Annotated in this window: 19 protein-coding genes; 9 read left to right on the forward strand and 10 right to left on the reverse strand. The window is 59.0% G+C overall.

What is annotated here, in order from left to right; translation table 11 throughout:
- Positions 1-25: 25 nt before the first annotated feature.
- From LPW13_RS17945 to LPW13_RS17975, 7 genes are all read left to right on the forward strand, one after another.
- Positions 26-808, forward strand: coding sequence for a DUF3450 domain-containing protein (locus LPW13_RS17945; RefSeq protein WP_230437364.1), 783 nt, complete (start codon positions 26-28; stop codon positions 806-808).
- Positions 805-2,175: a MotA/TolQ/ExbB proton channel family protein gene (locus LPW13_RS17950; RefSeq protein ID WP_230437365.1), complete on the forward strand. Its 1,371-nt coding sequence runs from the start codon at positions 805-807 to the stop codon at positions 2,173-2,175. The genes LPW13_RS17945 and LPW13_RS17950 overlap by 4 nt, the downstream gene beginning before the upstream one ends.
- Before the next feature lie 14 nt (positions 2,176-2,189).
- Positions 2,190-2,717 carry a MotA/TolQ/ExbB proton channel family protein gene (locus LPW13_RS17955; RefSeq protein WP_230437366.1) on the forward strand — a complete coding sequence of 176 codons (528 nt, stop codon included), beginning with the start codon at positions 2,190-2,192 and terminating at the stop codon, positions 2,715-2,717.
- Positions 2,718-2,866: 149 nt separating this feature from the next.
- Positions 2,867-3,268: an ExbD/TolR family protein gene (locus LPW13_RS17960; RefSeq protein WP_230437367.1), complete on the forward strand. Its 402-nt coding sequence runs from the start codon at positions 2,867-2,869 to the stop codon at positions 3,266-3,268.
- A 5-nt stretch (positions 3,269-3,273) separates the two neighbouring features.
- Positions 3,274-3,894, forward strand: a complete 621-nt coding sequence (locus LPW13_RS17965) for an energy transducer TonB (protein ID WP_230437368.1) — start codon at positions 3,274-3,276, stop codon at positions 3,892-3,894.
- A 14-nt stretch (positions 3,895-3,908) separates the two neighbouring features.
- Positions 3,909-5,246 (forward strand): tetratricopeptide repeat protein, encoded by a 1,338-nt coding sequence (locus tag LPW13_RS17970; protein WP_230437369.1) that lies wholly within the window; start codon positions 3,909-3,911, stop codon positions 5,244-5,246.
- Between the two features lie 227 nt (positions 5,247-5,473).
- Entirely contained in the window at positions 5,474-6,124 is a 651-nt protein-coding gene (locus LPW13_RS17975; protein ID WP_230437370.1) for an energy transducer TonB, read from the forward strand.
- 76 nt (positions 6,125-6,200) lie between these two features.
- Here LPW13_RS17975 and ilvD read toward each other — a convergent pair whose 3' ends face one another.
- The 4 genes from ilvD to LPW13_RS17995 form a co-directional block, all read right to left on the reverse strand.
- Positions 6,201-8,036 carry a dihydroxy-acid dehydratase gene (gene ilvD / locus LPW13_RS17980; protein ID WP_230437371.1) on the reverse strand — a complete coding sequence of 612 codons (1,836 nt, stop codon included), beginning with the start codon at positions 8,034-8,036 and terminating at the stop codon, positions 6,201-6,203.
- 202 nt (positions 8,037-8,238) lie between these two features.
- Positions 8,239-9,543, reverse strand: a complete 1,305-nt coding sequence (argA, locus tag LPW13_RS17985; RefSeq protein WP_230437372.1) for an amino-acid N-acetyltransferase — start codon at positions 9,541-9,543, stop codon at positions 8,239-8,241.
- A gap of 256 nt (positions 9,544-9,799) precedes the next feature.
- Entirely contained in the window at positions 9,800-10,963 is a 1,164-nt protein-coding gene (gene argE, locus LPW13_RS17990) for an acetylornithine deacetylase (RefSeq protein ID WP_230437373.1), read from the reverse strand.
- A gap of 24 nt (positions 10,964-10,987) precedes the next feature.
- Positions 10,988-11,866 carry a carboxylate/amino acid/amine transporter gene (locus LPW13_RS17995; protein WP_230437374.1) on the reverse strand — a complete coding sequence of 293 codons (879 nt, stop codon included), beginning with the start codon at positions 11,864-11,866 and terminating at the stop codon, positions 10,988-10,990.
- Positions 11,867-11,886: 20 nt separating this feature from the next.
- On the opposite strand from LPW13_RS17995, the gene LPW13_RS18000 reads away from it, so the two are divergent.
- On the forward strand, positions 11,887-12,363 hold the full coding sequence (locus LPW13_RS18000; RefSeq protein WP_230437375.1) for a DUF6314 family protein: 477 nt from the start codon (positions 11,887-11,889) through the stop codon (positions 12,361-12,363).
- Between the two features lie 213 nt (positions 12,364-12,576).
- Here the strand turns inward: LPW13_RS18000 and LPW13_RS18005 are convergent, their stop codons facing one another.
- The 3 genes from LPW13_RS18005 to LPW13_RS18015 form a co-directional block, all read right to left on the reverse strand.
- Positions 12,577-13,368, reverse strand: a complete 792-nt coding sequence (locus tag LPW13_RS18005) for a PhzF family phenazine biosynthesis protein (RefSeq protein ID WP_230437376.1) — start codon at positions 13,366-13,368, stop codon at positions 12,577-12,579.
- 104 nt (positions 13,369-13,472) lie between these two features.
- On the reverse strand, positions 13,473-14,750 hold the full coding sequence (locus LPW13_RS18010) for an inorganic phosphate transporter (protein ID WP_230437377.1): 1,278 nt from the start codon (positions 14,748-14,750) through the stop codon (positions 13,473-13,475).
- A 15-nt stretch (positions 14,751-14,765) separates the two neighbouring features.
- A complete protein-coding gene (locus LPW13_RS18015; protein ID WP_230437378.1) occupies positions 14,766-15,443 on the reverse strand; it encodes a TIGR00153 family protein in 678 nt (225 codons plus the stop codon).
- Positions 15,444-15,645: 202 nt separating this feature from the next.
- On the opposite strand from LPW13_RS18015, the gene LPW13_RS18020 reads away from it, so the two are divergent.
- On the forward strand, positions 15,646-17,421 hold the full coding sequence (locus tag LPW13_RS18020) for a GspE/PulE family protein (RefSeq protein WP_230437379.1): 1,776 nt from the start codon (positions 15,646-15,648) through the stop codon (positions 17,419-17,421).
- A 369-nt stretch (positions 17,422-17,790) separates the two neighbouring features.
- Here the strand turns inward: LPW13_RS18020 and LPW13_RS18025 are convergent, their stop codons facing one another.
- The 3 genes from LPW13_RS18025 to LPW13_RS18035 are packed head-to-tail and all read right to left on the reverse strand — an operon-like array spanning position 17,791 to position 22,638.
- Positions 17,791-18,753: a DUF4340 domain-containing protein gene (locus LPW13_RS18025; RefSeq protein WP_230437380.1), complete on the reverse strand. Its 963-nt coding sequence runs from the start codon at positions 18,751-18,753 to the stop codon at positions 17,791-17,793.
- A 14-nt stretch (positions 18,754-18,767) separates the two neighbouring features.
- Positions 18,768-21,680 (reverse strand): Gldg family protein, encoded by a 2,913-nt coding sequence (locus LPW13_RS18030; RefSeq protein WP_230437381.1) that lies wholly within the window; start codon positions 21,678-21,680, stop codon positions 18,768-18,770.
- Positions 21,670-22,638: an ABC transporter ATP-binding protein gene (locus LPW13_RS18035; protein ID WP_230437382.1), complete on the reverse strand. Its 969-nt coding sequence runs from the start codon at positions 22,636-22,638 to the stop codon at positions 21,670-21,672. Before LPW13_RS18035 ends, LPW13_RS18030 begins: the two co-directional genes overlap by 11 nt.
- Positions 22,639-22,863: the final 225 nt, after the last annotated feature.

The raw sequence follows: 22,863 nt of genomic DNA on the forward strand, positions 1-22,863 counted from the left end.
AATATTGAACCCACTGGGGGGTCTAATGAAAACCAAGCGATTCATGGCTGTGGCGCTGACCACTGCGCTGTCTGCCGGCGCACTGTACGGTAGCGTAGCCACTGCGGATACACTGGATACCGTTCTCAAGGTTGGCGAGCAGAAAACGACTGCTGCAACTGCATCTCAAAAGCGCATCGACAAGATTGCCCAAGAGACCACCGATCTGCTCCAGCAGTTCAAAGTGGTCAATAAGGAAATCGACGGCCTGCGCGTCTACAACCGTCAGCTCGAAAAGCAGCTGGCTAACCAGCTGGCTGTGATCAAGGACCTCGATGAGTCTATTGATGGCGTAACCGTGATCGAGCGTCAGATTCAACCGCTGATCCTGCGCATGCTGGATGGCCTGGAGCAGTTCATCGAACTGGATATGCCGTTCAAACTGGCCGAGCGCAAAGAAAACCTCGAAGGTGTTAAGAGCACCATGGACCGTTCCGACGTAACCGTTGCGGAGAAATTCCGTCAGGTTCTGGAACTGTACAACTTCGAAGCGGAATACGCGCGCAAGATTGACAGTTACTCCGACACCCTGAACGTGAACGGTCAGGACCGCGAAGTCAACGTACTGCAGATCGGCCGTATCGCCCTGGTCGCACAGACCACCGACTCCAAGATCTCCCTGGCTTACGACAAAGACCAGAAAGCCTGGGTTGAAGTCGATGGCGGTGAATACCGTCGCGCCATCATGCAGGGCCTGAAAATCGCCAAGAAACAGGCCACCACCGACATCATGACTATGCCGATCCCGGCTCCGGAGGCAGCGCAATGAAAACCATCGCCAAACGCGTATTAGCCGTAGCAGCTGCTGGCCTGATCAGCGTTTCCGCTGTCGCCCAGGACGAGAAAGCTACCTCTCTGGATCAGCTGCTGAAAATGGTTCAGCAGTCCAAGATCGCTGAATCTGCCGAGCACAAAAAGCGCGAAGCAGAATTCCGTCGTCAGAAATCCAATCAGGCCTCCCTGCTGAGCCAGGCCGAGAACACCCGTGCTTCTGAAGAAGCCCGTTCCGCGGCACTGGAGAAAAAGTACGAAGAGCAGGAGCTGCTGGTTCAACAGAAGCGTCAGCAGTTGGATGAGCGCATGGGCTCCCTGAACGAACTGTTCGGCCACATGACCTCTACCGCTGGTGACCTGCGTGCGAACCTGGACACTTCTCTGGTTTCCGCTCAGTACCCGGGTCGCGCTGAGTTCCTCGATCAGCTGATCGATAAAATGAACTCCCAGACCAAACTGCCGACCATCCAGGAAATCGAGCGTCTGTGGTACGAGCTGCAGCGTGAGACCGTTGAAGCCGGTAAAGTTGTGAAGTTCAACAGCACCGTCATCCTGCCCGACGGCGAACAGGCCGAGCAGGAAGTGGTTCGTGTAGGTAACTTCAACATCGTTTCCAACGGTAAGTACCTGGAAATGAACGACAACCACAAAATGGCCGAGCTGATCCGTCAGCCGGATGGTAAGTACCAGAGCATGGCGGCCGACCTGCAGGCGGCTACCAGTGGCTTCACCGCATTCGGTGTTGACCCGACTGGTCCTACCGGTGGTTCTTACCTGAAAGCCATGATCGCGAGCCCGAGCATCGTAGAGCGCTGGCATCAGGGCAAAATCGTGGGCTACATCATCACTGCGGTGGGTGTGTTCGCGGTACTGCTGGCTATCTGGCGCCTGATCGTGCTGTCTGGTGTGAATGCCAAGGTCAACTCCCAGCTGCGTTCTTCTACCCCGAACACCAACAACCCGCTGGGTCGTGTTCTGTCCGTAGCGGAAGAGAACAAAGGTGTTGACGGAGAGACTCTGGAACTGAAGATGGAAGAAGCGGTGCTGAAAGAGCGTCCGGCCATCGAGTCCGGTCTGAACCTGCTGAAGATCATCGCCATGGTGGCACCGCTGCTGGGTCTGCTGGGTACCGTGACCGGTATGATCATCACCTTCCAGGCCATCACCATCTTCGGCGCGGGCGATCCCAAGGCTATGGCCGGCGGTATCTCCTCTGCACTGGTGACCACCGTTCTGGGTCTGTGTGTTGCGATTCCGACTGTTCTGCTGCACACCGTGGTTAATGGCCGCGCCAAGCGCATCCTGCACATCCTGGACGAACAGAGTGCCGGTATCGTTGCAGAAAACGCTGAGCGTAAATAAGAGGAGGCGGCAACATGCACGCATTAAATGACGCATGGGCCGCCGTCAACGCCTTTATGGCGTCGGGCGGGCCAGTACTACTTCTGATCGCCGGCCTGACCTTCTTCATGTGGACGCTGATTTTCGAGCGGGTGTTTTACTTCAAGGGCGGCCTGAAGCGTGATGTTCAGGGCGCCGTGGACGCCTGGGAGGCGCGCCCGGAGCGCAAATCCTGGAATGCACACCAGATCCGTTATGCGATGATTTCCCGGGTATCCGAGAAGGTTCAGAGCAATATGGACATGATCCAGACCTGCGTTGCCCTCGCGCCGTTGTTCGGCCTGCTGGGTACCGTATGGGGCATGATCAACGTGTTTGAAGTGCTCGCAATCACCGGCGGTGGTGATGCCAAACAGATGGCCAGTGGTGTATCCATGGCAACCATCCCGACTATGGCGGGTATGGTGACTGCGCTTTCGGGCGTATTTGCCAACACCTATGTCACCCGTACTGCCGAGCGTGAAACCCAGCTGCTGGAAGACCATCTGACGATGGATCACTGACGGCACCACAGAAAAGGCAATCAGCTTGCTGTTTGCCGAGAAGGTTTAGCCAATTGAAGAAGTTCCCGTTATCCGAGGTTGCTCACTGAGAGTAGCGGGGCTTCACAAGGCCAAATCTCGCTAAGAGCATTTCGCTAGAGAGAGTTGCTATGAGCAAGAAAAAGACTACGGCGGAAGAAGAAGGGCAAGCGATTGACCTCACGCCCATGCTGGACGTGGTGTTCATCATGCTGATCTTCTTCATCGTCACCGCGACCTTTATCAAGGAGCCGGGTGTCGATGTACTGAAGCCGGAAGCGACACAGTCTGAACTCAAGACCACCTCTATTCTGGTAGCGGTCAACAACAACGACGAGATCTGGATTGCCAAAGAGAAAGTGGAAGACCGTCAGGTGAGAAATACCCTGGAACGTCTTCGTGCCGAAAACCCGAAAGGGTGGTTGGTAATTCAGCCGGATAAAGAGGCGAGTATCGAGAAGGTTGCCCTGATCGCAGATGCGGCCAGGAGAGTCGGTATCGAGAAAGTGTCCGTCGCTACAGAGAAGAGTTAACTGCTATGAACCCGGTAAGACTATTAGGGGCGGGTGCGCTGGCGGTAGCCACGACTTTTGCCCTGATCTTCACCATGCATGCGCTGATCGAAGCGAACCTGGGTGCTCCCGAAGAAGAGGAGCCTCTCAAGGTTGCTGACGTGGTCATGCCTGAGCAGGAGATCGAAACGCAATACGATACCAGGAAGCCGGACAAACCCGAGGAACCCGAGCAGCCGCCGCCCGATATGCCGGAGCCGGAATTTGATGAGCCTGATGTAGATGGCGAAATCAATATGGCTGCGCCGCGAGCGAACGCTGACCTGAACGTCGGTGGTATCGGTGGCTTTGCCTCCGAAGGTGACTATCTACCGATCGTAAAAGTGCAGCCTCAGTATCCCCGTCGCGCACTGCAGCGTGGTATCGAGGGCTGGGTAATCGTGGAATACACGGTGACCAAGAACGGTTCTGTACGGGACCCGCAGGTTGTGGAAGCCTTCACCAAAGATGGCAACCCCACTTCCATCTTCAACCGCGCTGCGGTGAAGTCGGCCCTGAAGTACAAGTACAAGCCGCGGGTTGTTGATGGCGAGCCGATTGAAGTGCCTGGTGTAAAAACCAAGATCAGCTTCAATATGGCCAACTAATATAGGGGACGCATATGAACATGACGACCGTGACGAAAGGTTTATCCAAGTTCGTCCTGCGCACGTCCGTGGCGCTGCCCCTGGTGCTGGCCCCGGCGGTAAGTGTGAGTGTGCTTGAGGCAGTTGGCGTATCCGCGTCATTTGCCCAAGCCAATGCACAGAGCGAAGAGAAAACCCGCAAAGCACCTTCCATGCGCGAAAGTGCATTCAAGCACCTGGGTAAAGCACAGGAAGCGGCCGATGCCGGTAACTGGCAGGAAGCGTTGGCCGCACTGCGGGAAATGGAAGCGGGTAAAGACAAGCTGAACGCGTATGAAACCGCGCAGATGTACTACTTCTATGGCTTCGTGAATTACAGCATGGAGCGGTACCCGCAGGCGATCAATTACTACAAACAGGTGCTGGCGCAAGGGCAGGAAAACCTGCCGGTAGCACTGGAAGTCGGTACCCTGTTGACCATTGCTCAGCTGTACTTCGTTCAGGAAGACTACAAGCAGGCGCTGGTGTACCTGAACAAGTGGTTCGCACTGTCTGACGACGTTACTGCCGACAAGTACGCCCTGCGGGCTCAGGCCTACCACCAGGTAGGAGAGTCCGGAAAGGCGATGGCCGATATTACCAAGGCCATCAACATGTACGAGCAGGAAGGCAAGACGCCGAAGGAAAACTGGTTCCAGCTGCAACGCTACTTCTACTACGAGGATAACGACTACAAAAATGTAGCCAAGGTACTCGAGAAGCTGGTGAAGTATTATCCGAAAGGGGAATACTACAAGCAGCTGGCAGGTATGTACGGTGAGCTGAAGCGCGAAGACGATATGCTTCACATGATGGAAGCTGCGTACGTTGCCGGTGCTCTGCAGAAAGAGAAAGAGCTGTTGAACATGGCCTATCTCTTTATGGGTGCTGAGATGCCTTACAAGGGCGCCAAGGTGATCGACAAGGGCATCAAAGAGAAGAAGATTGAACGCACCTCTAAGAATCTGGAAAGCCTGGCTCAGGCGTACCAGATGGCTCAAGAGCTGCAGAAATCTATTCCCGAGTTGGAAGCCGCTGCCAGTATGTCTGACAAAGGTGATCTCTACTCTCGTCTGGCCGGTATCTACCTGGATCTGGACAAGAACGAGAAAGCCGTCAGCATGGGCTCTAAGGCGCTGCAGAAGGGCGATATCAAACGTCCGGATCAGCTCTACATCGTGCTGGGGATGGCCAACGCCAACCTGAAAAAGTACGACACCTCGTTGGATTACCTGAAGAAAGCCCTGAAAGACAAACGTTCCGAGAAGTTTGCCCGTCAGTGGATCTCCTTTGTGGAAAACGAGAAGAACCGCGCAGAACAGCTGGCAATGTGATTCAGCATTTCTCCGGATTCGAAAGGCCGCACACTGTGCGGCCTTTTTTTTGGCGCTGTTCCGCGTGGTCGAGCCGCCGATACGCATCGGCTAATTCTGAAAATAAATAAGACTTATTTGCAAATACGCCAAAATCAACTAATTATTGAAAGTAGCTGATCAGCTTTTCCAACCGCACGGTTCGCCGTGTGCTCGATAAACACCTGAAAATAAAAAGGAGAGGTGTTATGGAACAGGCTTATCCGCTGAACTCCACCCCCCCTATCTTTATCTCGTCTCGCCCGCTGGCGCTGGCCCGCAGTGGTGCCTTTGCGTTTGGCATTACCGGGCTTCTGCTACTCGGCATGACGCAACTGATTGCCACCGACTACCGGGCGCCACCTGAAGAGCTACCGCCAAAAGTGGCGCCAATCCATCTCCCGGATCTGACGCCGACGGTGCAGGAGTCGCTACCACCGGTTAAACCTCAGGAAATTCCTCCCGCTTTGCAGCCGGTCAGAGTCGAGTCCCGGGTGACTCCGGGAGAGATTCCCACTGGCATCACACCGCCCGTAGTAGATGACACCGGTCTGGATCCGAGCATCATCAGTGCCGATCCGCTGCCGATCTATAAACCTGCACCGCGTTATCCGCGTCGTGCGCTGTCCCGTGGTATCGAGGGTTATGTGGTGGTGGAGTTCACCATTACCCCCAGTGGCGGGGTGCGCGATGCCAACGTGGTAGGTGGTTACAAGAATGATGGGGAGCCCACCACGGTATTCGATCGCGAGGCCCTGAGAGCGGTAGAGCGCTTCAAATACCGTCCACCACTGTCCGAAGGACGGCCGGTGGAAAAGCGCGGGGTGCGCAACCGGATAGTGTTCAAAATGGCGGAATAAATTACCGGGGGCAACAACGAAAAGAGCGGGCATTTGCCCGCTCTTTTCTGTTCTCAATCAACTTTTAGCGTCGAATTCAATCGATTTCCCGTATCGCACCTTTATCCGCGCTGGTGGCCAGTAATGCATAGGCCTTGAGCGCGCGGCTTACTTTGCGCGGGCGGGCTTTGGCCGGTTTCCAGCCTGCGTCGCCTTTATTGTTCATGGCCTCGCGGCGGCGATGCAGTTCCGCTTCCGGAATATCCACTTCGATCAGGCGGTTGGGAATATCGATACGCACCAGGTCGCCGTCCTGAACCAGCCCGATATTGCCGCCGCTGGCGGCCTCTGGCGAAACGTGGCCGATGGAGAGCCCGGAGGTACCACCGGAGAAGCGGCCATCGGTGATCAGCGCGCAGGACTTACCCAGCCCCTTGGACTTCAGGTAGCTGGTGGGGTACAGCATTTCCTGCATTCCCGGCCCGCCCTTGGGGCCTTCATAACGAACGATCACTGCCTCGCCTTCCTTGACCCGACCTTCGAGGATATTGGCGACCGCATCTTCCTGGCTTTCGACAATGTGCGCCGGGCCCTCGAACTTCCACAACTCCTCCTCAACGCCGGAGGTTTTCACCACACAGCCATCCGGTGCCAGGTTGCCGAACAACACCGCGAGTCCGCCTTCGGCGGAGAACGCATGCTCCACCGAGCGGATGCAGCCGTTCTCGCGGTCGCCGTCGAGATTGTTCCAGCGGCAGTCCTGGCTGAAGGCGGTCTGGGTGGGGATACCCGCGGGGCCGGCGCGGAAAAACTTGTGTACCGCCGGATCATCGGTGCGGCGGATATCCCATTGCTCCAGGGCTTCCTTGAAGGAGCTGCTGTGCACTGTGGGCAGGCTGGCGTCCAGCAGGCCGGCAGCTTCCAGTTCCCCCAGAATTGCCATCACACCGCCGGCGCGGTGGACATCCTCGATGTGGTATTTCTGGGTGTTGGGTGCCACCTTGCACAGTTGTGGAATCTTTCTCGACAGGCGGTCGATATCCGCCAGGTTGAAATCCACCTCCCCTTCCTGGGCCGCAGCGAGCAGGTGCAGGATGGTGTTGGTGGAACCGCCCATGGCGATATCCAGCGCCATGGCATTGCTGAAGGCGGCGCGATTGGCGATATTGCGCGGCAATGCGGCTTCGTCGTCGTCTTCGTAATAGCGTTTGGCCAGAGTGACAATCTCGCGGCCGGCGCGCAGGAACAGCTCTTCGCGATCGGCATGGGTGGCGAGCATGGTGCCATTGCCCGGCAGGGACAGTCCCAGCGCTTCGGTCAGGCAGTTCATGGAGTTGGCGGTGAACATACCGGAACAGGAGCCACAGGTGGGGCAGGCTGAGCGTTCGTACTCGGCCACCTTTTCATCGGAAGCGTCGTCGGTGGCGGCGATGACCATCGCGTCCACCAGGTCCAGCTTGTGATCGGCGAGCTTGGTTTTCCCGGCCTCCATGGGCCCACCGGATACGAAGATGACCGGGATGTTCAGGCGCAGGGCCGCCATCAGCATTCCGGGGGTGATCTTGTCGCAGTTGGAAATACACACCAGGGCGTCGGCGCAGTGGGCATTAACCATGTACTCGACGGAGTCGGCGATGATCTCGCGGCTGGGCAGGCTGTAGAGCATGCCATCGTGGCCCATGGCGATACCGTCGTCCACCGCAATGGTGTTGAATTCCTTGGCGACGCCACCGGCCTTTTCGATCTCCCGTGCCACCAGCTGTCCCATATCTTTCAGGTGCACATGCCCGGGTACGAACTGGGTGAAGGAGTTGGCTACGGCAATGATGGGCTTGTGGAAATCGTCATCCTTCATGCCGGTGGCGCGCCACAGGGCGCGGGCGCCGGCCATATTGCGGCCGGCGGTGGAGGTGCGGGAACGGTACTGAGGCATAGTGGCTCTTTACGAATATCACAGATTGATGAACACAGGCCGGGGTAGTACCCCGGAAGCCTGACAGATTAACAAAGTGCAAGAAAGTTTGCGCGGCTGTGGAGTCTGGCTGTTTCCAGCGAAAGGGTTATCCGTCCTGTTCCGGATTTAAAAGCAATTATATTGCGCGAAACAACAAATTGAACAATACGGGCAGGGGCGTTTACAGGGGTTTGCGCAGCACCCGGGAGTTGCGCTGGATGTTGTACAGCGACTTGCGCGCAGCAGGCAGATCGCTGGCATCTACCTGGGTAAAGCCGCGCTCGATAAACCAGTGCTCGGTCTGGGTCGTGAGCACATAGATTTCCGGCAGCTCCAGCGCCCGCGCCTGCCGCTCCAGGTGCTGCAACAGCTTGGCGCCGCGGCCACCACCGCGGAACTCCGGATGGATCGCCACACAGGCGATTTCTGCGGCGACGGTATCGCCCTGATTGTCGAGAATCGGATACAGCGCAGCACAGGCTACTGGCGTGCCGTCCACTTCCACCAGGGTGAAATGGTCGATTTCCGCCTCGAGCTTTTCCCGTGAGCGGCGCACCAGAATCCCCTGCTTCTCCAGCGGTCTTATCAGCCCCAGTATTCCGCCCACATCGGTGATCCGCGCGCGCCTCACCACCTCGTAGCTGTCGCGGTAGATCATGGTGCCGGCGCCCTCGCGGCTCAGCAGCTCCTGCAGCAGGGCCCCGTTATCGGCGTAACTCAGCAGGTGTACGCGCTGAATACCGGCGTTACAGGCATTGATCGCACAGGCGAGGGTTTCACTATCCACGGACTCCTGCGCATCTTCCGCCTGATGGATACTGAGATCGTAAACCGGGGCGCCATCCACAATGAGCTGTGGTGTATCGCGGAACACAATCAGCTTCTCTGCCTTCAGGCTCTGTGCCGCTTCCGCTGCCAGGTCGAGGTAGTTCAGGTTGAACAGCTCACCGGTGAGGGAAGTGCCCAGCGGAGAGATCAGTACCAGTGACCCTTCATCCAGCGCGCGGCTTATGGCGGCGACCTCCATACGCCGTACCTTGCCGGTCCAGCCCATATCGGTACCGTCAATCACGCCTACCGGGCGTGCGGTAACGAAATTGCCGGAAACTACCTTGAGCGCCGCGCGGGCCATGGGGGAATCCGGGAGTCCCTGGGAAAATGCCGCCTCGATCTCGAAACGCAGTTTGCCCACTGTCTCTTTGATGACCTCGAGGGTTTCGCGATCGGTTACCCGGGTATTGCCCTGGAAGCGGCTGTGGACACCGTTTTTCTCCAGGGTGCAATTTACCTGCGCGCGGGCGCCGTGCACCAGCACCAGCCTAACTCCCAGGCTGATCAGCAGCGTCAGATCGTGCACCAGATTGCGAAAGTTCTCGTGCCCTAAGCCTTCGCCCGGAATCGCAACCACCAGGGTTCGCCCGCGCAGATCATTGATATAGGGCGCGGCGTTACGGAACCAGTTTAGGGTGGTGTTTTCTGTGTTCACGATGTTTTCAGTTCGGCAATTAAATTGGTTGAGGGTACAATATAACGCATTTTCTGCGGGATTTATTTGGACTACTGATTAGGAGTTCTGATAGATCTGCAAAACTTCGGGCGCAGGCATCGATACCGGGTACGCTTTCGCGAGACCGTCTGCGGCCAGGACGGCCGCAGCCGAGCCCCCATGGATGGGTTTACGGCGTGTCTCGCGAAAGCGTACCCGGTAGCGGTGCCGCCACCGAAGCTTAAAACAGGTACCGCTACAGGCAGAACCGCCCAATCATCCCCCGCAGGGTTTCCACCATCGGGTCAATCCGCTCCAGCCCGAGATATTCATCCGGCTGGTGGGCCTGATCGATATCGCCGGGGCCGAGGACAATGGTCTGCATCCCGAGCTTCTGCAGAAACGGTGCCTCGGTGGCAAAGGCCACGCTTTCCGCACTGTGCCCGGTCAATTTTTCCGCCGCCTGCACCAGCTCCGATTGCGCCGGTTCTTCAAATGCCTCCACGCCACCGATCAGCGAATCCATCTCCAGCTTGATCTTGTCTCCACCAACCACACTGTTAAGTCGCTGGTGCAACTCACCGCGCAGCTCGTCCATGGCCATACCCGGTAGCGGGCGCAGGTCGAACTGTAATTCAGTGTGGCCGCAGATACGGTTGGGATTATCGCCGCCGTGAATACAGCCAAAATTGAGCGTGGGCACTTCCACCGCAAAGCCCGGATTGCGAAAGCGGCTCTGCCACTCGCCGCGCAGCTTGAGGATTTCGCCCATCGCGGTGTGCATCGCTTCCAGGGCGCTGGCACCGTAAGCGGGATTCGACGAGTGCCCCGCCTGGCCGGTAATGCGCAGGCGCTCCATCATCATCCCCTTATGCATACGGATGGGCTTGAGACCGGTGGGCTCACCGATAATCGCGTAGCGGGCTTTCGGCAGACCCGCTTTGACCAGTGCGCGGGCGCCGGACATGGAGGTTTCCTCGTCGGCGGTGGCGAGAATGATCAGCGGTTGCTGCAGTGGTTTCTCTGCAAAACTCTTTGCCGCCTCGATCGCCAGCGGGAAAAAGCCTTTCATATCGGTACTGCCGAGCCCGTACAGACGGTTGTCCCGTTCGTCGAGCTTGAATGGATCCGATTGCCAGCGGTTATCGTCGTAGGGCACCGTGTCGGTGTGCCCGGCCAGAACCAGACCACCGGCGCCGCTGCCGCTACCGGAGAGCGTGGCGATCAGGTTGGCTTTATTGGGCTGCCCCTCGATAGGCATGATCTCGATACTGAAGCCGAGGGTTTCCAGCCAGGCTGCGAGCAGATCGATCACGCCGCGGTTGCCCATATCCAGCGCGGGGTTGGTGGCGCTGACGCTGGGGCTGGCCACCAGCTGTTTCAGCTGGCTTTGCAGGTCGGGCAGGGTGCGGGCATTCATGGCGCTGTCCTTATGTCGCTGGTTTCAATTCCGTCTGTGTTGCTGCTGTCGTTGTCGAGTGTGCCATTCGCTGAGGGCAACCGCGGCGACGATAAGCAGGCCACCGGCGAGCAGCCGCGGCAGGTGGGCGTCGCGATTCCAGATTAACAGATTCACCAGCAGGCCCGCAGGAATCAGGGCATTGTTCATTGCCGCAAGAGTGCCGGCGGAAACCTGGGTGGCGCCCTTGTTCCAGAGAAAATAGCCGAGACCGGAGGCCACCGCACCCAACCACAGCAGAATACCCCATTGGATGGGTGTTTTCGGATAGTCTGCCTGGCCCAATGCCAGCCAGGCGATTGAGACGACGAGACTGGCGCCAACAAAGAACCAGCCAAATACCTGTCGCTGGGGCAATGGGTGCTCGCGATAACCGGCAGATTGCATAAACTGCCTGTAGGCCACCTGTCCGCTGGCGAAACAGAGGTTGGCGCCCTGGACGACCAGAAAACCGCGCCAGTAGCCGCCACTCAGTTCATCCCAGCGAATAACTGCGGCACCGAATACCGCAATGGCGGCGACCAGGAGATTCCACCAGGAAAAATGTCGCTTTAGCAGGTCGTCGATCAGGGTGATATACACCGGTGTGAAGATGGTGAACAGCAGTACTTCCGGTACGCTCAATAGCAGGAATGACTGGTAGTAAAACAGGTACATGGCCCCCAGTTGTACGGCGCCGATGACCATCAACGACAGTGCTGTGCGCGGTGGGGTGCGCCAGTTGATCAGGGGCAGGAATACCGCGGCGGCGAGCAGTACGCGGGTGAGAACGGAAAAATAACTGTCCACCTGTCCGGCCAGGTAAACGCCGATCAGGCTGAAAGAGAAGGCCCACAGGAGGGTGACCAGTATCAACAGTGTCATAAGGTTTGGAGTCTGGATGAATGTCGGCTGATTTAGATAATGATAAGGCTTTTCAGACGGCGCTTGCGCAGCTGTGGGCGAGGCTCGGAAAAATCACGGCGTTCAGTTTCAGTGCCAGCAACGGGCCCGGTTCAAGAACCAACTGGCGCGGTCACGGCCGTGGTGAGGTGGCGGTGACTTCGGATGAGGGTAACCTGATATTTTCCGAGCAGGCGGAATATACCGATGGTGACGGCCACAAAATCCAGTTGCAGAACCGCTATCGCTGGAGCCGGGATGACAATGCCATTCGCCTGGAACACCTGCGCCGTGAAGAGCCGGTGCTGTTGTTTGCCCTGGCGCCGGTGACCGAACACGGTTTTCGCGAGGTGGCCGCGCATCACTGTGGCGACGATATTTACACCGCGGAGTTGCTGTTACACAAGGATCAACTGGAGCTGATCTGGCAGATCCACGGGCCGCGGAAGAATGAACGGTTGCACTATCACTATTGGTAGCTCTCAAAGAAGCCCTGTCGCGGCTATGGTGGCGGTGACGCTACCGGGTGCGAACTTGTGAGACACGCCGTGAACCCAGTCCGGCCGCTCCATCGCGGCGCCTTCGGCCCATGGGGGCTCTTCTAAAACATCCCTGTTTTAGAAGGTCTCACAAGTTCGCACCCGGCATCGCCACCTTCTCGGAGATTGACGCACGTTGATTTAACCGTTGGGTCAAAGGCTTATCTGTCCACGTAAATAAGTCACCGCCCGCCCACGCATAATCACCCGCTCACCATTCAGCTCGCAGTCCAGCTCGCCACCGCGGGACGAAATCTGCTTCGCCTGCAACGCAGTCCGGTCCAGTTTCTCTGCCCAGAACGGCACCAGCAATGTATGCGCGGAGCCGGTGACAGGGTCTTCGTCGATACCGATGGCGGGGGCGAAAAAGCGGCTGACGAAATCGCAGTCGTTACCGGGGGCGGTGCAGATCAGGCCTTTGTAGGGCAGCGCGGCCACAGCGCGCATATCCGGGGTGAGGCTGGCGATGTCTTCGGCAGTGGCGAATTCCACCAGTAACTGGTCGTTGGAACCGGCCACTTCCAGCAGCTTGAGTGGCCTGGCGCCGAGGGCGGCGGTATAGCTGTCATCGAGCGGGATTTCGCGGGTCTGCTTTGCGGGAAAGTCCAGAGACAGCAGATCACCTTCCTGACGCACGATCAGTTCGCCGCTGCGAGTGAAGAAGTGGATTTCCGGGTCGGTGAACCCCAACTCGGTCCACAGCAGGTGTGCGGTGACCAGGGTCGCATGGCCGCACAGGGGGACTTCTTCGCCCGGAGTGAACCAGCGCAGCTCGAAGCCGTTGCCGACGGGGACGGTGAAGGCGGTCTCGGCGAGGTTGTTCTCGGCGGCGATCTGTTGCATCAGCTGGTCGTCCAGCCAATGGGTCAGGGGGACGTAAGCGGCGGGGTTACCTTGGAACAGTTCGGAGGTAAAGGCGTCGGCTTGATAGATAGGCAGTTGCATGGGAATGTCCTTCTCCATTGCCAAAAAAAAAAGGGGAGCTCGGAAGCTCCCCTTTTTATCAGTTGTGGCCGGTTTTTACTATGGCCAGGTTACCAGCCCTTTTTCTACCAACCGAAGACGCCCTTGAAGAAGAAGAAAAAGATGATCGCGATGCCGGCGCCGGCGGGCAGGGTAACGACCCAGGAGGCGGCGATGGTGGTGATCATGCGCAGGTTCAGGGCGCCGATGCCGCGGGCCAGGCCCACACCCAGCACCGCCCCCACCAGGGTGTGGGTGGTGGAGATGGGCAGGCCGGTACCGGACGCGAGTACCACGGTGGCGGCGGCACCCAGCTCGGCGGCGAAGCCACGGCTCGGGGTCAGTTCGGTGATCTTTCTGCCAATGGTGGCCATTACCTTGAAGCCGTAGGTGGCGAGACCGACTACGATACCGGCACCCCCGAGCAACAGAATCCACGGCGGCATGGAGGCCTTGGCGGTCACTGCGCCCATCTGCACGGTATTGACTACCGCTGCGAGCGGGCCGACGGCATTGGCCACGTCGTTGGAGCCGTGAGCGAAGGCCATGGCACAGGCGGTAAATACCATCAGGATGGCGAACACCCGCTCTACGTTGGCAAAGCGGTTGTCGCGCTCGCGTTCCGGATCCCGCTTGATACGTTTCAGCATCATCACACCGATGCCCATCACGATCAGCCCGGCGACACCCGCGATGAGGGCGTCCTGCCAGAAAGACAGGGAGATATCCGCATCCTTCAATACATGCTTCAGCCCCTTGGTGAGGGTAACCATGGCGATCATCCAGCCTACGGCAAACATGTAGAAAGGAATGTAGCGCTTGGCATTGCCGAAAGGATCTTCAGTGTTGAGGATCAGGCGTTGCACACTGCGGAACAGCATAAAGGAGATGGTGCCCGCCAGTACCGGCGAGACCACCCAGCTGGCAACGATGCTGCCCACTTTGCCCCAGGCCACGGCGTCCGGTGAGATGCCGACCGCAGAAAAACCGACGATGGCGCCGACGATGGAATGGGTGGTGGATACCGGCCAGCCCAGGATGCTGGCGATCAGCAGCCAGGTGCCGGCCGCCAACAGTGCCGAGAGCATACCGTAGACCAGCAACTCGGGCTGGTCGTTGAAAATATCCGAGGAAATGATGCCCTTGCGGATGGTGGCGGTGACCTCACCGCCAGCGAGGTAGGCACCGGCAAACTCGAAAATCATGGCGATGATGATCGCCTGTTTGATGGTAAGTGCGCGGGAGCCGACGGAGGTCCCCATGGCGTTGGCAACGTCGTTGGCACCGACGCCCCAGGCCATAAAAAAGCCGAATACACAGGCCAGGATCAAAAAGATATGGCCGTACTGAGCAATGATATCCACGTTTTCTCTCCCCCGTTAACGCGCCAGCAGCAGCTGCAATCGGTTGCCCACGCCGTGGGCCTCATCTGCCAGGTCGCCGACCCACTCGATAATCCGGTAGAGAAAAATCACGTCTACCGGCGGCAGGTCTTTTTCTAGTTTGAACAGTGCGGCGCGTACTTCGACTTCGAGTTTGTCGGATTTACGCTCGAGGTCGTCCAGCTCTTCGGTCATGCGGCGGGTGATGTCCACCTCGCGCCCGGCAAAGCCGGACTCCAGCAGTTCGTCCAGCTCGTTGATGGCCTTCAGTGCCTGGGCGGAGGCCGCCACGGCGCTTTCCACAAAGGTGGCCATCATGCCGTGCATGGATTCGGGGATCTGCATCTTCCGGCCGGTGGCGAGACCGGCGATATCCTGAGCCTTGTTGGCTACCTTGTCCTGGACGTGCAGCAGTTCCAGCAGGTCGGTGCGGGAGACCGGCATGAACAGGCTGTCCGGCAGATGCAGGCGCAGGTCTTTCTTGATGTCATCGGCGCGGTTCTCGCTGGCGGAAATGCGCAGTTGAATCTCGCCCGCGGCGTCGAAGTCGCCCTTCATAAGGGCCTCAAAGAAGGGCACCAGATCCGCGGACGCCTCGTGGGCGGTCGCCATGTGCTCCTTGATCGGCTTGATTGGTGAACGGCCGAACAGGTTGGCGATATTGGACAGGGGCATGGTCTGTTCCTTTTCCGATCCTGACTGAAATTAAGTGAAACGCCGCCCGGGCGGCCAAATTGGGCGGCATGGTACCCCAACCTGTGCGCAGGTCACAGTGACGGTTTGGTTTCCATGTCATTCTGTCTACCCCGCGCACTGTAGGCCGTCGTTATAAGAGCTACAATGCGCCTTCACACTAAGCGTAGACGGGTGCAATTGTATGGCTGTGACAGGAGCGGCGGACAGGATCCTGGATTTGCCGGGGCTGCTGGAAGACCTGGTGAGCCGGGGGTATATCAGCCGTCCGGACGCCAATCGTCTGATTGGCACCCCGCGCACCGCCGAACAGGCGCAGATGCACCCTCTCAGCTATATTGCCAGCTGCGAACTGGAAAACCAGCACCAGCCCGGCAAACTGCTGGACGCCGCCACGCTGACCCAGTGGCTGGCGGATACCTCTGCACACGGGATTTACCACATCGATCCGCTGAAGATTAATGTGGCGGAGGTGACGGAGGTGATGAGCTTCCAGTTCGCGAAGCGCCACCAGATCCTGTGCGTGGAGGCGAATCGGGAAACGCTGCTGGTAGCCACCGCTCAGCCTTACACCAGCGGGTGGGAGGAGCAACTGGAGCACACCAGTGGCCGTACCGTGCAGCGGGTAGTGGCGGATCCAGCCGACATCCGCCGTTATGTTACCGAATTCTACTCCCTCGCCAACTCCATTTCCGGCGCCAGCGGCCTCAAGGGCAGCTCCGGTGCCGGTAACTTCGAGCAGCTACTGGAGCTCGGCAGCCTCAAGGATCCCGAGGCCAACGACCAGCATATCGTCAATATTGTCGACTGGCTGCTGCAGCATGCGTTTGACCAGCGCGCCAGTGATATCCACATCGAGCCGCGCCGCGGTATCGGCCGTATCCGCTTCCGCATCGACGGTGTACTGCACCCGATTCACGAACTGCCGGACCAGGTCAACGCCGCCATCACCAGTCGCCTGAAGATCCTCGGGCGGATGAACGTGGCGGAAAAGCGCAAGCCCCAGGATGGGCGTATCAAGACCAAGCGCCCGGATGGCAGTGAGGTGGAGCTGCGCTTATCCACACTGCCCACGGCGTTCGGGGAAAAGCTGGTGATGCGGATCTTCGACCCGGAAGTGCTGGCGCGCTCCTATCACGACCTGGGCCTGGGCGGTGAAGATCTCCACCGCTGGCAGACCATGCTGTCTCGCCCCAACGGCATCGTGTTGGTGACCGGCCCCACCGGCTCCGGTAAAACCACCACCCTTTACACGGCCCTCAAGCAGCTCGCCACCACGGAAGTGAATGTATCCACTGTCGAAGATCCCATCGAGATGGTGGAAGACAGCTTCAACCAGACTCAGGTGCACCACAGTATCGGCCTGGATTTCGCCGCGGGTATCCGCACCCTGATGCGTCAGGACCCGGACATCATCATGGTGGGGGAGATCCGCGATCTGGAAACCGCACAGATGGCGGTACAGGCGGCGCTCACCGGTCACCTCGTTATCTCCACCCTGCACACCAACGACGCGCCCACGGCGGTAACCCGTCTGCTGGACCTCGGGTTGCCGCACTATCTATTGAAGTCCACGGTGCTGGGCGTGATGGCCCAGCGCCTGGTGCGCACCCTCTGCCCCAGCTGCAAGCGCAAGGCGGAGGTCAGCGATGAAGACTGGCAGGCGCTGGTAAAACCGTGGAAAGCGCCCAAGCCGGAAGTGGTGTATCAGCCGGAAGGCTGTCTCGATTGCCGCAATACCGGTTACCGCGGGCGCCAGGGTATATACGAGATACTGCCGTTTAGCGAAGGGGTGCAGTCGCTGGTTACTCACGACTGCGACCTGCAACAGGTGCGCCGCCAGGGCATGCGTGAGGGCATGAACAGCCTGCGTTTATCCGGGGCGAGAAAAGTGGCTGCCGGTATCACCACGGTGCAGGAAGTATTGCGGGTGGCGCCGCCGCCGGATATTGCGTTTTAGTGGAGTACCCTTTTATAGGGTATTAGCAGGGTACCCTTGCAAAATCTGTCTGGTGGCGCACCGTCATTATAAATGGCCACTGGTAGTTGCAAGTAGTGGCAAACGGAAACAATAAAAAGGAATGCAAGGGTGGCGGAGGAAAAGAATATTTCCTTCAGCAAATACCAGCCGCTTGTGGTGAGAGTGGAGTCTCCCACTCTGGTCGTGCCTTTCACTCGCCCCGAACCTGGCGAAAAATGTCTTCCCGCCCATCGGGAAAGTGATCAAGATGGAGGAGGGGAAATTGTTTTTCCCTAAGGGATAAAACTTTTCCTTGAATGGCCAAAAGAAAAACCGCGCATTGCGCGGTTTTTCTTTTGGCTGAAGTCTTCAGCTTTTTGCGTCTTCCTTCTGCGTCATACTGGAGTCATCCTCCGCGGTCTGCTCCTCCTCATCCCGTTCAACCAGCACCAGATCCTGGTAACGTTTATCCATCACCCGGTCGAAATCATATCGGCTGATCTCAAAGAACTGATTGCGGTCGTCGCGGCGTACATAGTATTTGTCGTCCGCGTTGGCGAAGTGGTAGCGCCGTTCACCTGTATCGGTATGCACCACAATTTCGGTTTCTTCTGCCTGCGGGGCTTCGTCAACCGCTTTGGTGATGCGTAGTTTCTCCAGAGCGGTGGCCAGTTCACGGGCTTTGCCGGGATCCACCGCGGGGGATTCGTCCGAGTCATCTGCAGTAAAGATCCAGCCGTCATCCCCCTTTTCGAGCTGGTAGTCCGGCCCCTGAATACGCTGGATATCGCCCGCCGCCAGCAGGGATTTATCCAGCCAGGTGTCCGCTTCGCTCGGCAGGTCAAAGCTGTTCAGCTCCACCGCGTAAATGGCGTCGTCATCCGCGCGGCGTACGTGCACCTTACGAAAGCCCGGGGAGGTGCCCAGGTAAAGCTCCAGTGTCGGTTCGTTGTCTTCGCCAGCAAACAGCTTCAGGTGTTTGCGGAATTTATCCTCCGCCACCTCGAAGCGCTCGCGGGCGCTGTTGCTCGTAGCCACCGGCCAGTTGCTTTGCAGGTTGGTCAGTTTGTCCAGCAGGGACGCAAGCTTGTCGCTGTTGACCGGGAGTTGGTGCAGTTCCGGCAGCTGCCACTGGCCGTCGATTTTTTGCAGGGTGACGCGGTTGTCGTCACCGGCGATTTCCAGCCGCTGCAACGCATCGGCTTGCGTCTGCACCAGTTGGGTCGGTTGTGCCTGCGCCTGTTGTCGGGACGTGGATTGCCAGAACAGGCCCGCGGCCAGTACCAGCTGCAGCGCCAGCACGCCGCTCAATGTCATTTGCAGTTTTTTCATGCTCGAATTCCTCCTCAGCCGGCCAGCAGTTGTTGGTAGCGTTGCTGACGGGCGCGATTGCGCAGGTGCTGGATCAGGGCGACGATGCCCAGCGCCAGCAGTGCGGCGATATAGTTCAGGGATTCCCAGAACAGGCGGCTGTCTTGCTCCATGGGCGGCAGGGTGCGGTTGAAGTGGCCGCGCGCACGGATGCCGAGCAGGCCCGCGTCCTCCACGGACCAGTCCACGCTATTGGCCGCCAGTTGCAGGGTGTTGAGGTAGTCACCGCCGGCGGCGGCACCGCTCATACGCACCACCTGATCGCGCAGGAAGTCGTTGGAGGCGAACAGGATGATGCGCGCGGATTCCGGCGAGCGGCTGATCTGGCTGGGCAGGTTGTCCAGTGTGTCAGCTTCACTGGCGCCTTTCTCATTATGCTCTGTGCCTTCTGGCGGCTGCGCTTCTGGTTGTTGGGCCAGCGGCGAGGGTTTGTCGGCGAAGTAGGAGTCGAAGCGCCCGGCGCTGATCACACCCAGCAGCTGCGAGTTGCGCTCGCCCTCCGGGGTAAAGGCGCTGACCTGTCCGTCCACGTAGCGCGGCATCACACTGGTGTTGCCCGACAGCCAGGAATCTCCAGAACTGCGCAGCAGCGGGGTGACGGTGCGCTGCGCGGACTTTTCCTCATCCACACGGATCGGCGAGGCCCAGCTCAGGGTGGCCTGGGGCAGGTTGCCGGTGATGGGGTTGTCGGCGTTCAGGCCCTCGCCGCGCACGTCGATAAAGTACGGGTAATCGAGCATGCGCAGTTCCTGTAGCTGGAAGCCGCCCACATTGCGGGTCACCGGTACCGGGAAGGCGCTGTTCTGCGGGTCCAGCACCAGCTGGTCGTCGATCTCGAGGCCCATGTGAGCGAGCCACTGTTTCAGGCCGCTGTTGACCCGGTTCAGGCTCAGGCTGCGGTTGGACAGGTTGGCGCTGTAGGGGGAGGTGGCGGCGATCACGGTACCCCCCTGCATGAGGAACTGGTCGACGGCATAGAGGGCTTTCTCGCCGAGGTCGCGCGGTGCCAGCAGCATCAGGATATCTGCGTTGCCGGAGACGCGACCGTCACTCAGGTCTTCGCGCTCCACGTTCAGCTCGGCTCCCAATAAGGATTCCAGCTGGCTGAAGCGAGGGCCGCCGCCCATGCCCTGATTGAAGTCGTCCGCCGGGGTTACCAGTGCCACGGTCTTGGTGAAGCCGCTGGCAAAACGCTTGATGCCCGCTTGCAGATTGCGCTCGAAGGTGTCCGCGCTGAGGTCGTCCAGGGGGATTTGCACGATCTGGTCATCCCGAGCCAGCGTCAGGTAAAAATAGAACGGGCGACCGATCAGGCTCGCGGCCATGGGCTGGAAACCGTAGTCCTCGGCGATCTGCCGGGCCACCTGGCCGCCGTCTGCCTGTGGGTCGACAAAGTCCACACTCAGGCGTTCACCGGCGTCTGCCTGCATGTTTTCCACCGATTCGCGGATCGTCTGTTTGAACGCGGCCAGTTGTTCCGGTAACTGGTCGTCGGCGGAGACATAGGCGGTGAATGCCAGCTGTCCCTGTACCGTGTCGAACAGGTTGCCCTCGCTCTGGTAGCTCTGCAGCACTTTTTTCACTGCGCGAGTGAGGTCATATTCCGGGTTGCGCAACTGCACATCGACATCGGTTTCGCGCTCTGCATTGATTTCGATCAGGTCGCGAAAGCCCAGCACCTCATATTCATCGCCGTACTGCACCAGCACATCAAAGTAGGAGCTGACGATGGAGGCCTGATAGCGGTCCGCCACCTGGAATGGCACCGGGGCGATGCCGTATTTGCGGTTGGCTTCCTCCTCCAGTTCCGGCTCCTGTGTGGGATCGATGATTTCCACCCGCACCCGGCCATTACCCGCCACTTCGTATTCCTGCAACAGGTCGCGCATCTGCGGAACCAGCGGGGCCAGCAGCGGGTGGGTTTTGCCACTGAAATAACCGCGGATCAGCAGCGGTTCCCGGAGTTGATTCAGGTACTGTTCGGTGGCGGGAGAAATGGAGTACAGATTGCCCTCGGTCACATCCGCGCGCAGGCTCTTCAGTTGTCCGAGCCACAGGTTTGCCCCCAGTGCATTGACCACCAGCAGAGCGGTCACTGTCTGCCAGCGCTGGCGGTGTTGGCGGTCGCCGCCGGCGGCCCAGCGTTCGCGCTCCAGCACCAGCGTGTTCAGTGACAGGAAGACTGCGCACAGGCTCAGGTAGTAATACAGATCCGGCAGGTCGAGCACGCCGCGGGTGATGGCATCAAAGCGCGCGCCGGTGCTGAGGCTGCGCAGCCATTCACCGGTGTGGTTGCCGAAGAAGTCGGTGAGCAGCGGGCTGCCGATCAGGTAAAACGCTCCGCACAGCGCCGAGGCGAGAATCAGGCTGACGATCTGGTTGCCGGAGCGGGCGGATACGAACAGGCCGATACTGATATAGGCCGCCCCCAGAAAAAAAGTGGCGAGGTAACCCGCCCATACCGGCCCCCAGTCCAGGTCGCCGATCAGTGCAACGGTGATCGGCAGCGGCAGGGTGATGGCGAGCGCAATGCCGAGCAGTGCCAGACAGGCGAGGAACTTGCCCACCACAAACTGCCACAGGGGCACGGGCTGGGTGAGGATGTGTTCCAGTGTCCCCTTGGCGCGCTCGTCGCTCCACAGGCGCATGGTGAGCGCGCTGCACAGGAAAACCAGCAGCAGCGGCATCCACTCGAACAGCGGGCGCACGTCGGCGATATTGCGGGCGAAAAATGCCTCGCCCCAGAAAAATACAAACAGACTGATGGCCGCGAAGGTGGCGAGGAACAGGTAGGCCACCGGCGCGGCAAAAAACAGGGTGAGTTCTTTGCCGGCCACGCGCTGGATCCGCTGTTTGCCGCTGATTTGAACGTTGATGTCAGGCCGCATCTTCCAGTGCCTCCTGTTGTTTTTGTTGTGCAGTTGGGTTGGTTTCATTGACCTGGCGGAACAGGCTTTCCAGGTCGCGCTGCTCCGGTTGCAGACGGTAGATTTCACCGCCGGCTTCGATCAGGGTGCGGGCGATAACTGCGCAGGTGCTGCGCTGATTGGTGCCCTCGCCCAGTGCAATGCGGAATGTGCCCGCGGGCTTGAGCGGTTCTATCTGCTCGATACCTTCTTCCTGGCCGAGGCGGCCCAGTACTTCGCGGGCATCGGTGGCGGAGGTTTCCAGCATGATGCTGTTGGCCCGGCGGAGGTTGTCGAGTTTTTCATCCACCGCGAGCTGTCCACGGTGGATGATCAGCACCCGGTCACACAGGGCTTCGACTTCCTGCATGATGTGGGTGGAGAGGATGACGGTGGCTTCGCGGGCGATGTCTTTGATCAGTGCACGCATCTGCCGGGTCTGGGTGGGATCGAGGCCGTTGGTGGGCTCGTCCAGAATCAGCAGACGGGGTCGTCCGAGTATGGCCTGGGCGACACCAACCCGTTGTTTGTAGCCCCGGGATAGGGTGTGGATACGGGCGTGGAGTTTGTCGGCGAGTTCGGTGGCTTTAATGGCGCGGCGGATTTCGTCGATCTTTTCGCGACCGTCCAGGCCTTTAAGGCAAGCGGCGTAGTCGAGGTAGTCGGCGACGCGCATTTCGCCATACACGGGGAGGTTTTCCGGCAGGTAGCCCAGTTGCCGCTGCAGGGTTTTGGGCTGTTTGGCCATGTCGAGTCCATCAATCTGTACGCTGCCGGTGTCCGGTTCCAGGTAGCCGGAAAGCATTTTCATGATGGTGGTTTTGCCGGCGCCGTTGTGGCCGAGCAGGCCAACAATTTCGCCGTTGCCGATGGTAAAACTGACGCCGTTGACGGCTTTGAAGTCGCCGTAACAACGGCTGAGGTGGGTGACTTCCAGCACCTTGTCCTCCTTTTGGTTTGGTTTTCAGGGGGTGGTTGGACTTCTTGATTGGTTCCGGTGGTGGGTCCGCTACCGGGTGCCGCCTTTTGAGACACGCCGTGAACCCATCCATGGGGGCTCTGCGAAAACATCCCTGTTTTCGAAGGTCTCAAAAGGCGGCACCCGGCATCGGTCCCTTCGCTTTGTACTCTCGCTTAAAGAAACGCTATTGAGTTGGCGGTGGAC

The organism is Microbulbifer celer (assembly GCF_020991125.1).
Taxonomy (GTDB): Bacteria; Pseudomonadota; Gammaproteobacteria; order Pseudomonadales; family Cellvibrionaceae; genus Microbulbifer; species Microbulbifer celer.